Source organism: Enterobacter sp. FB (assembly GCF_000805795.1).
GTDB classification, from domain to species: domain Bacteria; phylum Pseudomonadota; class Gammaproteobacteria; order Enterobacterales; family Enterobacteriaceae; genus Enterobacter; species Enterobacter roggenkampii.
The window spans coordinates 1,472,309-1,484,029 of record NZ_JSZC01000013.1; the positions used below are offsets into that span (position 1 = coordinate 1,472,309).

The window sequence follows — 11,721 nt, forward strand, 5'->3', positions numbered from 1 at the left end:
CTTTTTAATTAAATGAGGTTATTCGGCCCAACCGCCGCCCAGCGCGGTGAAGAGGTTAATTTCATTAACCTGCCGGGCATAAATAAGGTCGAGAATATTTTGCTGCGTGGAAAACAGCGACCGTTCCGCGTCTAATACTTCGATATAGCTCACCGCACCGTTGGTATATAATCCTCTGGCCCGCTGCAGGGTAATATTTAGCGAATCAAGATACCGTTCTTGCGCAGCAAGCTGCTGGTTGAGGCTGTCCCTCAGCGCGAGCGCGTCGGCAACCTGCCTGAAGGCAGCCTGTATTTTTTGTTCGTAATTCACAACCGACTGCTGCTGACGAATTTCAGCCAGCTTCAGGTTGGCCTTATTCCTGCCCGCATTAAAAATCGGAAGCTCAATTTTGGGGATGAAATTCCACATCCCACTGCCCGCGGTAAACAGGCTGGATAATTCCGTACTGCCTGTTGAAAGCCCGCTGGTCAGGGAAATAGACGGGAAAAAAGCGGCACGTGCGGCGCCGATATTCGCATCGGCCGCGTTAAGCTGATGCTCCGCCTCCATAATATCCGGGCGCTGCAGCAGTATCGCTGAAGAAAGATGGGGCGGGAGTTTTACCGGCGCAATATCGCGGGTGTTCATTCCGCTGTCGCCCGGCAATCCGCGATAGGTGCCGAGGAGCAGCTGCAGAGCATTGTTGGCCTGCGCCAGCTCCCCCTCTCGTTTGGCAATCTCTGCCTGCGTGCTTTCGATCTGTCCCCGGGCCTGTTCCAGCGCCAGCACGTTGGTGCTCCCCGTCGCCAGCTGGTGCTCAACGAACGCATAAGACTGCCGGTAATTTTTCAGCGTTTCCCGCGCGATGCGCAGCTGTTTATACGCCAGCTGCTGGTTGAAATAGCTCTGCGACACGTTAGAGACAAGCAGAATATGCACCGCGCGACGGGCCTCTTCGCTGGCGAAATAGTTTTGTCGGTCGGCCTCGCTCAGGTTCTTCAGCTTGCCGAAAAAGTCGAGTTCATAGCTAAGCGCAAGACCGGCGTCGTACTGCCGTGAGGTCGGTTTGTCACTTTTTAGCCCGCCGCTGTACGTGATACCCGCAGAACCATTCAACTGCGGATAACGATCCGCCTCCGTCACGTTGAACTGCGCCCGGGCCTCTTCAATCTTCAGGGCGGCCATTTTGATATCGCGGTTGTTTTTCAGGGCTTCTGTAATCAATCCAGCTATCTGAGGGTCGACGAAGAAGTTGCGCCAGCCGGTGTCCTGATACCCGGCCGCCGCGGGCGTCAGGCCGTTGCGCGAGAGCGAAAACTGCCGGGGTACCGGTGATGCCGGGCGCGGGTAGTCAGGCGCCAGCGAGACGCAGCCTGCCAGGATAAATACCGTACTGATGCTGAGTCGTTTTAACAGGAACATAGCGGTTCAAATCAAGTCCAGAGGATTTTTAGGGCTACTCTACTGAACGCATCCTGTTTGACCGGTGACAGGATAATGACAATGTTGTCATTTATGGCGTAAGTCATTGTTAACGATCGCGGGCTCACTAGAATGTCATCAGCAGCCAGTCTGGGGAGCAAGATGAAAATACTGATCGTTGAAGACGAAATGAAAACCGGGGAATACCTCAGCAAGGGGCTTACGGAAGCGGGGTTTGTCGTGGACCATGCGGATAATGGCCTGACCGGGTACCACCTCGCCATGACCGCGGAATATGACCTGCTGATTCTGGATATCATGCTGCCCGACGTGAACGGCTGGGATATCGTCCGCATGCTTCGCTCTGCCGGCAAAGGAATGCCCATCCTGTTACTCACGGCCCTCGGGACAATAGAGCACCGGGTTAAAGGGCTTGAGCTGGGCGCGGATGATTATCTGATTAAGCCTTTCGCCTTTGCGGAACTGCTCGCCCGGGTCAGGACGCTGCTAAGACGCGGAAATACGGTGATCGCGGAAAGCCAGCTTCAGGCGGCTGACCTGACGGTTGACCTTGTATCGAGGAAGGTCAGCCGGGCGGGCAATCGCATCCTGTTAACCAGCAAGGAGTTCAGCCTGCTGGAGTTTTTCATGCGTCATCAGGGCGAGGTGCTGCCCCGCTCCCTGATTGCCTCCCAGGTGTGGGATATGAACTTTGACAGCGACACGAACGCAATAGATGTGGCGGTAAAGCGCCTGCGCGCAAAGATCGATAACGATTTTGAACCCAAGCTGATCCAGACGGTACGCGGCGTAGGCTATATGCTGGAGGTGCCGGATGCCCGTTAAGCCCCTCCGACGCCCGTTCTCGCTTGCGCTGCGGCTGACCTTTTTTATCAGCCTCTCCACCATACTGGCCTTCTTCGCCTTTACCTGGTTTATGCTGCACTCCGTTGAGAAGCACTTTGCCGAGCAGGATATCAGCGACTTACAGCAGATTAGCAGCGCAATGCACCGCATCCTCCAGTCTCCGGCCGATCCCGACCAAAAGAAAATCAGCAAGCTCAAAGAGTCGGTCGCCAGCTACCGCAACGTGGCCGTCCTGCTTCTGGATCCGCAGGGCAATACCCTGTTCAGCTCGGCGCAAGGCACGGCATTGCGCCCGGCGATAAACACAGCGAACTTTAGCGAACACCGTCAGGCACAGGATGTGTTTCTCTGGACGGTAGAAGACCCGGTCAACCCTATGCATGCCGGGTCCGACATGAAAATGGAAACGTACCGGATTATCGCCTCTTCAGGCAGGACAACGCTGCAGGGCAAAAACCAGGACTACGTCATGCTGATCGGTCTCTCGATTAATTTTCATCTCCACTACCTTGAGGCGCTGAAGAAGAATCTTTTTGCCATTGCCGCGGCGATCAGCCTGCTGATTGTGCTGGTGATTCGTATCGCGGTGCGCCAGGGACACTTGCCCCTGCGTAACGTCAGCACCGCCATTAAAAATATCACCTCCGAAAATCTGGATGCGCGACTGGAGCCGTCCCGCGTGCCCGTTGAGCTGGAACAGCTGGTGATCTCCTTCAACCATATGATTGGGAAAATTGAAGATGTCTTTACCCGGCAGGCGAATTTTTCCGCCGACATCGCGCATGAAATCAGGACGCCCATCACCAACCTGGTGACGCAAACGGAAATCGCGTTGAGTCAGAACCGCTCCCAGAAAGAGCTGGAAGATGTCCTCTACTCCAGTCTGGAAGAGTACAACCGGATGACCCGCATGGTCAGCGACATGCTGTTCCTGGCGCAGGCGGATAATAATCAGCTCATCCCGGATCGGGTGATGTTTGATTTAAGCGCCGAGGTGATGAAAGTCTTCGATTTCTTCGAAGCCTGGGCGGAAGAACGCCACGTCTCGCTGAAATTTAACGGGATGCCCTGCCTGATAGAAGGCGATCCGCAGATGTTCAGAAGAGCAATCAATAATCTGCTCTCCAACGCCCTGCGCTATACGCCGGAAGGGAAAGCGGTAACGGTCTCCATCAGAAAACAGGATAACGACGTTGAGCTGGTGACAGAAAACCCCGGCACGCCGATCCCGCAGGCGCATCTGCCAAAGCTGTTTGACCGTTTTTATCGCGTCGATCCGTCCAGGCAGCGTAAGGGCGAAGGCAGCGGGATTGGGCTTGCCATCGTGAAGTCCATCGTCACCGCGCACCACGGAAAAGTCCGCGTGGAATCGGATGCGGTGTCGACGCGCTTCATCCTCACCGTGCCGGGGAAAGTGCTCTGAGCGTCAGCAAACCGCGCGGCACACTTCAAGGACCTTTTCCCTGAGCCAGCGATGCGCCGGATCCCGTTCCATGCGCGGATGCCACATCTGGGATACCGTAATAGTGCGGGTCTTAAAGGGCAGTTCAAAGACGTGCACGCGCTCGGTCATCGCCTGATTGAGCAGGTACAACGCCGGTACCATAGCAACCAGGTCGGAGGCCAGCGCTACGGATAACGCCGTCGGGAATCCAGGCACCACGCTGGCGATCTTTCGTTTCATCCCCCGCTCCGCCAGCGCGTCGTCCACAGACCCGTGTAACGCCCCATCAGGCGACGCCACCACATGGCCCCAGGCAACATAATCGTCAAGGCTGACCTCAGGCTGTGAAGACAGCGGATGTCCCTTGCGCACCGCGCCAACAAACCGATCCTGAAAGAGCCTTTGCAGCCGTATTTCAGGCCCCATGTTGCTCTGCACGCCGATCTCCAGGTCGACAAGCCCCTCCCGTAAATAGCGCGACGTTTTTTCAGGTTTGGGAGCGAAGCGGATGCAGACCCCGGGCGCAACGCTCGCCACCGCGGCTATGAGCATGGGTCCAAACGCCACGACAAAACCGTCGTTGGCCCGAATAGTGAACAGCCGTTCAAGGCTTTCCACCTTCAGCGTGTCGGTGGAGGGCTGCAGCACCGCCCTCGCCTCGTGCACGGCGCTTCTGGCGCGATCCCGGGTGGCTTCGGCCCAGGGCGTCAGCACCATATGACGCCCGGCCCGCACCAGAATAGGATCGCCGGTCACCTCCCGCAGCCGGCTCAGGGTGCGGCTCATGGCGGAGGTGCTCAGGTTTAAACGTCGCGCCGCGCCCGCCACGCTGGCTTCGGCCAGCAAAACGTCGAGCGCAACCAGAAGGTTAAAGTCAGGATCGGACACGATGGCTCCTCAGATAAGGCGTTATATGCAACGATTAAGTGCAAATGCTGCGTCTTCCGCCCTGTATAGCGCATGATTATAGTTTCGTCATCACTATTCTTATCCGGAGTAACGACGATGACGCTATTTACCAACCAGCCCGGCGATGAAGGTTTACCCGGGCATGAACGCGCCCGGGTCCTGGCCGCCGTCATGACCACCACGCTGATGGGCGTCTTTGACGGCACCATGATCAACATCGCGCTCCCCTCCATGGCTAGAGCGATGCAGGTCCCCGCGAACGTTGCGGTCTGGTTCGCTAACGGTTATCTGCTGTCAGCGGCGATGACGCTGGCTATTTTCGCCGCGCTGGCGGCCCGCGTGGGCTATCGCCCGGTCTTTCTGAGCGGGCTTGCCACCTTTACGCTCACCTCGCTCGGCTGCGCGCTGGCAACAACGCCGGAAATATTAACCGGGATGCGAATTCTGCAGGGCATCGGCGGGGCGGCGACCCTGAGTATTGCTCCGGCGATCCTGCGGTCCGTTTTTCCGGGCCGACTGCTGGGCCGCATTCTGGGGCTGCACGCCCTGCTTATCGCCTCCAGCACGGCGATCGCCCCGGTACTCGGCGGAACAATACTGGACGCCCTGAGCTGGCAATGGCTGTTCGCCATTAACCTCATTCCGGGCAGCATCGCCCTGCTGCTGGCGTGGCGGGCCTTGCCGCGGGAATCGGTTGCTGACAGACCGCCCTTTGATGCGCCGGGCGCCGTGCTCTCGGCCGTCCTGTTAGGTTCCGCGATCATGCTGGCCGACAGCCTTCAGCACGTGGCGCAACACATTAGTCTGCAGGCCGTCTTCTGGGGCGTTCTCGCGCTGGTTAGCGCCCTCGCCTTTACCTGGCGGATTCGGCGCGCGCAACATCCGTTACTGCCGCCGGTGATGTTCAGAAACGGGCGCTTCACCCTCGCCGCGCTGACCTCGCTGGCCTCGTTTGTCAGCCAGGGGATCACGTTTGTCGCGCTGCCGTTCCTGTTTCAGAGCGTATACGGCTACAGCCCTGTAGTGTCCGCGCTGCTGTTCACCCCATGGCCGATTGGCATCGTGCTGATCGCGCCGCACGCGGGTCGCTGGGCGGATACGATCTCCGCGCCGCTCATCTCGACCCTCGGGCTGATGGTTTTTGTCGGCGGGCTGGTCCTGCTGGCCACGTTGCCGGAGAATCCTTCCGCCTGGAATATCTGCCTGCGTAGCCTGGTCTGCGGGATGGGGTTTGGCTGCTTCCAGAGTCCCAATAATCGGGAAATGCTCGCTAACGTCGCGCGGGAACATGCCAGCTATGCCTCCGGCGTGTTGTCGATCGTCAGAACATTCGGCCAGTGTCTCGGTGCCGCGGTGGTGGGGGTTCTGCTGGGAGCGGCGGCAGGATGGGACCATCAACATGCTATCCAGGTTGCACTGTGGCTAGCCGTCATCGCCTCGACGGGTTCGGTGGTATTTAGCCTGAGCAGGCTGCGCACTGCGCGGTCTACAGGCAAGCGTTGCACAATGTAGGCCGGGTAAGCGCAGCGCCACCCGGCAAGAAAGACGGCGCGTTTGTTTACTCCAGCGCCAGCAGCGCAAAGCTCGCCAGCCAGTGCCCGCCGCTGTAGTGGCTGCCAACCACATGCCCGACGCTGGCGGCCAGATGTTTCGTCACCGCCTCGCGCAATGCCGGTTGCGCCGGGTGGCTGGCAGGAAGCGCTTTCGCAATGTGCTTCATACACCATGCGCGGCTAAGGTTTAACCCGTCCAGATGGGCAATTTTCGGGTCGGTACGATCGCTCACTTCCGCCGGGTTCATCAGTGCCGTAACGGCGCCCACCTCCGGCAGAAACGCGTCAAACCAGGCCGGGAAGTCTTCCGACACCTTGCTCATCAGCAGCGCTTCCGTCAGCGCGCCGGAAATATACTCGTCACCGCCGGGCTCATAATGAGCCGGATAGCGCGTGTCGGCGAGATAAAACCGCTCAGCCGCTGCCACAATCGCCTGCTCAAGCGCCTTATCGCCCACTGCGCGACCATAATCCAGCGCCAGCGCGAGGGCAAACGCGGTGTTGTAGTGCGTCCCGACGCGGATCGGATAGGTGAGCTTGACGAGGTAATCCACCAGCCGGTTGCGAATATCCTGGGTGAGCGGCGCCAGCGTCTGGTACCAGCCTGCGGCCTGCGGCAGCGACGACTGTTTCAGCTCCTGGGCCAGCGCCAGCAGCCAGCCGTAGCCATACGGCCGCTCAAACGAGGCGCGGAACGGTGCGGTGAAATAGGCCAGCTCCTTCGCCACGTTCTCTTCGGTCAGGTGCTCGTCAAAAAGCGCGACGATCGCGTCCCGGCACGGTAATTCTGGATAGAGGCGCACGCAGCGCAGCAGCAGCCAGTAACCGTGCACCGCCGAGTGCCAGTCAAAACAGCCGTAGAAAATGGGATGCAGCTCGCGCGGCGGCAGCACGTCACCATCATCATTCAGCAGGTGCATGATGTGGTTCGGGTATTCCTGGCGCAAATAGGTCAAAGGCATGCGGGCAAACGCGTCGGCCTGATGTTGCGTTAATTCCATGACAGCTCCTTAGCGAAACACGAGGAAATACATTAAGAACACGTTCACCACCAGCAGGGTTAACGCGGTCGGGATCTGGATCTTGATCACCTGATATTTGTCTTTCAGCTCCAGCAGCGCGGCGGGAACGATATTGAAGTTCGCGGCCATCGGCGTCATCAGCGTGCCGCAATAGCCTGCGTACATGCCAATCGCCAGCAGCGGCGCCGGGTTGCCGTGATGCACGTTGATCAGAAACGGCAAGGCGATCCCCGCGCTCAGCACCGGGAAGGCCGCAAAGGCGTTACCCATAATCATGGTAAACAGCGCCATACCCACGCAATAAATCACCACCAGCATGAAGCGGTTATCCGGGTTCACAAACAGGCTCACCACCTTCTGCACCGAGTCACCCGTGTTGGCCACCACGAACACGCCGCCGAGCATGGCCAGCATCTGCGGCAGGATCACCGCCCAGCCGATGGTATCGACAAGACGACGGGACTGACGAACGGCATGGAGCGGCGTGCCTTTGGTCAGCCACCAGCCGGTGAGGATCGCCGCGACGCAGGCCACGCACAGCGCCGCCAGGGTGAGCTGTTTCTGATCGAGCAGAAACACGCCGCCGACCGAAACGCCCTTCAGGAATAACGTGCCCAGCACCGTCACCACCGGGATCATCAGCGCCGGCAGGAACAGCCAGTTTTTAAGCCGGTTTGACGACGCGACGCGCTCCTCCTCGGTGGACATTTTATAGTGCCCTTTCCCGACGAGACCAAACCCCGCCAGCAGCGCGATAACGATAACGCCGCCGCCAATGATCCGGTACGCCAGTGATTTCCCCAGTTCCTGCACCATCAGATCGCCAAACAGGAAGATCCCGCCAAACAAGAACCAGAACAGCGCGGTGGTAAAGCGCTTCGGGTTGGCGCGATCGCGCAGGGTCATGACAACCAGCAGCATTACGACAAAGCCAATCAGGTAGTACACGCGGTTAATGGTGATAAGCGTCATCATTGCGCGGCCTCCTGCGTACCCTGCTCTGCCCGCCAGGCCATCACGTCGCGACGGATACTCGCATCGAGGCGCAGGAGGCGCGTCATATGAATAATTAATGCCGCAATGGCGGTCGGAATAGCCCACAGGCCGATATGCAGCGGTTCAATGCCCGGAATACCGTTCTCTTTCAGGAACGCGTCGATCAGCAGCACCGCCCCGAAGGCAATAAAGATATCTTCCCCAAAGAAGACCGCGATGTTGTCGCACGCGGCGGCGTGGGCTTTGATTTTGTCGCGGATGTGCTGCGGCAGTTCGCCGTATTCGTTCAGCGCCGCCCCTTCGGCCATCGGTGCCAGCAGCGGGCGCACCGTCTGGGCATGGCCGCCCAGCGACATCAGTCCCAGCGCGGCGGTGCCTTCACGGGCGACAAAGTAAAGCATCAGAATACGCGCCGAGGTGGCGCTGGCGATCTTCGCCACCCAGGCCTGGGCGCGCTCCTTAAGCCCGTAATATTCCAGCAGACCAATCACGGGCAGGATCAGGATGAAGGTGGCCAGCGATCGGCTATTGACGAACTTCTCGCCAAAGGTCTCCAGCAGCATCCCGAAATCCATGCCGACCAGCAGACCCGTCGCCAGCCCCGCCACCACGACCACCAGCAGCGGGTTGAAGCGCAGTGCAAAACCAATAACCACGATCGGTATCCCGATCAGCGGCAGCAGCGTAGTACCGTCCATAACGTTTACCCTATCGAAAGTGAGCGTTGCGCGCCGACGGCTATTTTTTTAATTTGCGGCGAGCGATGTTGTGTTTTGTTGGCAGGCTTCGTAAAACCTGCGCTAAAAAGCTATATCTGAACCTCAAAAACATGTAAACAAATTATCAATAAAATGTTCTTATTTTATCGATGAGTTTACATTTCTGGCTAAGGAACGTTATGACCTCAGAAAAGAGTGCTTCACCCGATCGCGACGATATCAACGAGGGCCGGATCGTCTCTTCCCGCCATCTGGTATCCGAGCGCTGCGCGGAGTTATCAGAGCTGGAATATGCGCTGATCATGACCGGCAACGCGTTTAACAAATGGATGGTGCGCTGCATGACGGCTGCCGGCGAGCCCGATATGGGCGCCTTTGACGTTTCGCTGCTGCATCACGTGAACCACCGCGACCGCAAGAAAAAGCTGGCCGATATCTGCTTCGTCCTCAACGTGGAAGACACCCACGTGGTGACCTATGCGCTGAAAAAGCTGGTCAAAGCAGGCTACGTGACGAGCGAGAAAGCGGGGAAAGAGCTCTTTTTCTCTACAACGGAGGAAGGGAAAGCGCTGTGCATGAAATACCGGGACGTGCGGGAGGCGTGTCTGATTGCGATCCACGCGGAGAGCGGCATTGCCGGGAAGTCGATTGGCGAGACCGCGCAGCTGTTACGCACGATCTCCTCCCTGTATGACACCGCCGCACGGGCGGCGGCGTCACTGTAACTAAGGACGACGGAACAGCGTAATGCTCCGTCCGGCAAGCGCGTACTCAACGGTTTCGGTGATCGCTGTCCCGGTGGCGGCATCATCCGCCGTAGACAGCTCCAGCACCCATCCCCCTTCGCCAAACTGCGGGATCTGGAACGGCACGGTGCCTTCAAACGGATTGAACAGCATCAGCACGTCGTGCCAGATGCCGTCCTCCTGCTGAAGATCCGGCCTGCTGATGGAGACCCCGAGCGTTGAGCCTTCATCCCACTGCTCGGCCTGCTGCGGACCGCCTCCGGCATTGAACCAGCGGATCTCCAGCCCGTCACGCCAGCTTTCACGGCGCAGCAGCGGCTGTTGCGCGCGAAGGGCAATGAGACGACGGGTAAACTCGCGCAGCGCGGCATCGTTTTCGGAGAGCCCCTTCCAGTCGATCCACGAGATCTCACTGTCCTGGCAGTAGCCGTTATTGTTCCCCTTCTGCGTGCGGCCAAACTCGTCCCCCGCCAGCAGCATCGGCGTGCCGTGGGAAAACAGCAGCGTGGTCAGGAAATTACGCTTTTGCCGCTCTCGGGTAGCGATGATGTCCGGGTTCTCGGTTGGCCCTTCCTCGCCGTAGTTGTACGAGCGGTTATCGTTATGCCCGTCGTTATTGTCCTCGCCGTTGTCGGCGTTGTGCTTCTCGTTGTACGACACCAGGTCATTCAGCGTAAAGCCGTCGTGGGCGGTGATAAAGTTGACGCTGGCCCACGGGCGACGCCCACGCAGATCGTACAGATCGCCGGAGCCGAGAAGCCGCGCGGCAAAGTCCGTGGAGACGTTGTCCCCCTTCCAGTACTCGCGAACGGTGTCGCGGTATTTGTCGTTCCACTCCCCCCAGCCCGGTGGGAATCCGCCCACCTGATAGCCGCCGGGGCCAATATCCCAGGGTTCACCAATCAGCTTCAGTCGGGATAAGACCGGATCCTGGGTCATGGCGTCGAAAAAACCGCCGCGCGGATCAAACCCTTCGGGCTCGCGGCCCAGGATCGTCCCGAGGTCGAAACGAAAACCGTCTATGTGCATTGATTCCGCCCAGTAGCGCAGGGAATCCATCACCATCTGCAACACGCGCGGGTGCGAGGTGTTGACCGTGTTTCCCGTCCCGGTGTCGTTGATGTAGTACCGGTGCTGGTCGGGCAGCGTGCGGTAATAGCTGTAGTTATCAATCCCCTTAAACGAGAGCGTCGGGCCAAGCTCGTTCCCTTCCGCCGTGTGGTTGTATACCACGTCCAGAATGACCTCGATGCCCGCGTCATGATAGGCGCGCACCATATCGCGAAAGCCCTGGATCCCCGCCGGGCCGTAGTAGCGCGACGCCGGAGCAAAAAAGCCCAGCGTGTTATAGCCCCAGAAGTTCTTCAGGCCGCGGTCGAGCAGGTGCTGGTCGTCCGGGAACCAGTGAACCGGCAGCAGCTCCACCGAGGTAATGCCCAGGCTTTTGATGTAGTCGACCGAGGCTTTGTGCCCCATCCCCTCAAACGTCCCGCGCAGCTCGGGCGGAATGGCCGGGTTCATCTGGGTAAACCCTTTCACGTGGCTCTCATAGACAACGGTATGCGCCCAGGGGACGTTCGGCCGGTTGTTGTCCTGCCAGTCAAAGGCGTTCGGATCGATAACCCTGCATTTCGGCGTAAACGGCGCGCTGTCGCGGGTATCAAAGCTCAAATCCAGCTCATCATGCCCCAGCTCATAGCCGAAATGGGCGTCGTTCCAGTCGATGTCACCCACCAGTTCGCGAGCGTACGGGTCGATAAGCAGCTTATGCGGGTTAAAGCGATGACCATTTTCCGGGTCGTAGGGGCCGTAGACGCGATAGCCGTACAGCGCGCCCGGCTTCAGGTCAGGCACATAGCCGTGCCAGATCTCATGGGTATACTCCGGCAGCTCCAGCCGGGCGATTTCCGTTTTCCCGGACGGGTCAAACAGACAGAGCTCCACTCGTTCAGCGTGCGCGGAGAACAGCGCGAAGTTAACGCCCTTCCCGTCATAATTCGCCCCCAACTGCTGGCCATGACCGGCCCGAATTTCAAACGTTGTATCCTTTGCCATTTTCGT

10 protein-coding genes are annotated in these 11,721 nt (G+C 58.8%); 4 read left to right on the forward strand and 6 right to left on the reverse strand.

Going from position 1 to position 11,721, the window contains the following annotated elements:
- Window positions 1-18: 18 nt before the first annotated feature.
- Entirely contained in the window at window positions 19-1,404 is a 1,386-nt protein-coding gene (locus PI91_RS14035) for an efflux transporter outer membrane subunit (RefSeq protein WP_039266413.1), read from the reverse strand.
- A 162-nt stretch (window positions 1,405-1,566) separates the two neighbouring features.
- Between PI91_RS14035 and PI91_RS14040 the strand changes: the two genes are divergently transcribed.
- Complete coding sequence (locus PI91_RS14040) at window positions 1,567-2,250, forward strand: copper/silver response regulator transcription factor (RefSeq protein ID WP_008503517.1); 684 nt, start codon at window positions 1,567-1,569, stop codon at window positions 2,248-2,250.
- Entirely contained in the window at window positions 2,240-3,694 is a 1,455-nt protein-coding gene (locus PI91_RS14045; protein ID WP_039266414.1) for a Cu(+)/Ag(+) sensor histidine kinase, read from the forward strand. The genes PI91_RS14040 and PI91_RS14045 overlap by 11 nt, the downstream gene beginning before the upstream one ends.
- Window positions 3,695-3,697: 3 nt before the next feature.
- Here PI91_RS14045 and PI91_RS14050 read toward each other — a convergent pair whose 3' ends face one another.
- Complete coding sequence (locus PI91_RS14050) at window positions 3,698-4,603, reverse strand: LysR family transcriptional regulator (RefSeq protein WP_032674811.1); 906 nt, start codon at window positions 4,601-4,603, stop codon at window positions 3,698-3,700.
- Window positions 4,604-4,720: 117 nt separating this feature from the next.
- Between PI91_RS14050 and PI91_RS14055 the strand changes: the two genes are divergently transcribed.
- Complete coding sequence (locus PI91_RS14055; protein ID WP_039266415.1) at window positions 4,721-6,136, forward strand: MFS transporter; 1,416 nt, start codon at window positions 4,721-4,723, stop codon at window positions 6,134-6,136.
- A gap of 46 nt (window positions 6,137-6,182) precedes the next feature.
- Here the strand turns inward: PI91_RS14055 and PI91_RS14060 are convergent, their stop codons facing one another.
- Genes PI91_RS14060 through PI91_RS14070 form a run of 3 tightly spaced genes read right to left on the reverse strand, consistent with a single transcriptional unit; the run spans window position 6,183 to window position 8,893 of the window.
- The gene (locus PI91_RS14060) at window positions 6,183-7,178 is read right to left on the reverse strand and encodes a DUF2891 domain-containing protein (protein ID WP_039266416.1); all 996 of its coding nucleotides are present in this window, start codon (window positions 7,176-7,178) and stop codon (window positions 6,183-6,185) included.
- Between the two features lie 9 nt (window positions 7,179-7,187).
- Entirely contained in the window at window positions 7,188-8,174 is a 987-nt protein-coding gene (locus PI91_RS14065; RefSeq protein ID WP_021240144.1) for a DUF979 domain-containing protein, read from the reverse strand.
- The gene (locus PI91_RS14070) at window positions 8,171-8,893 is read right to left on the reverse strand and encodes a DUF969 domain-containing protein (RefSeq protein ID WP_021240145.1); all 723 of its coding nucleotides are present in this window, start codon (window positions 8,891-8,893) and stop codon (window positions 8,171-8,173) included. Before PI91_RS14070 ends, PI91_RS14065 begins: the two co-directional genes overlap by 4 nt.
- Before the next feature lie 200 nt (window positions 8,894-9,093).
- Between PI91_RS14070 and PI91_RS14075 the strand changes: the two genes are divergently transcribed.
- The gene (locus PI91_RS14075; RefSeq protein ID WP_021240146.1) at window positions 9,094-9,639 is read left to right on the forward strand and encodes a winged helix DNA-binding protein; all 546 of its coding nucleotides are present in this window, start codon (window positions 9,094-9,096) and stop codon (window positions 9,637-9,639) included.
- Here PI91_RS14075 and glgX read toward each other — a convergent pair whose 3' ends face one another.
- A complete protein-coding gene (gene glgX, locus PI91_RS14080; RefSeq protein WP_039266417.1) occupies window positions 9,640-11,715 on the reverse strand; it encodes a glycogen debranching protein GlgX in 2,076 nt (691 codons plus the stop codon).
- Between the last annotated feature and the right edge of the window lie 6 nt (window positions 11,716-11,721).

Coding starts and splice junctions, on each gene's coding strand:
- PI91_RS14040 (WP_008503517.1), top strand. CDS start 1,567: ATGAAAATACTGATCGTTGAAGACGAAATGAAAACCGGGGAATACCTC.
- PI91_RS14035 (WP_039266413.1), bottom strand. CDS start 1,404: ATGTTCCTGTTAAAACGACTCAGCATCAGTACGGTATTTATCCTGGCA.
- glgX (WP_039266417.1), bottom strand. CDS start 11,715: ATGGCAAAGGATACAACGTTTGAAATTCGGGCCGGTCATGGCCAGCAG.
- PI91_RS14055 (WP_039266415.1), top strand. CDS start 4,721: ATGACGCTATTTACCAACCAGCCCGGCGATGAAGGTTTACCCGGGCAT.
- PI91_RS14060 (WP_039266416.1), bottom strand. CDS start 7,178: ATGGAATTAACGCAACATCAGGCCGACGCGTTTGCCCGCATGCCTTTG.
- PI91_RS14070 (WP_021240145.1), bottom strand. CDS start 8,893: ATGGACGGTACTACGCTGCTGCCGCTGATCGGGATACCGATCGTGGTT.
- PI91_RS14065 (WP_021240144.1), bottom strand. CDS start 8,174: ATGATGACGCTTATCACCATTAACCGCGTGTACTACCTGATTGGCTTT.
- PI91_RS14075 (WP_021240146.1), top strand. CDS start 9,094: ATGACCTCAGAAAAGAGTGCTTCACCCGATCGCGACGATATCAACGAG.
- PI91_RS14045 (WP_039266414.1), top strand. CDS start 2,240: ATGCCCGTTAAGCCCCTCCGACGCCCGTTCTCGCTTGCGCTGCGGCTG.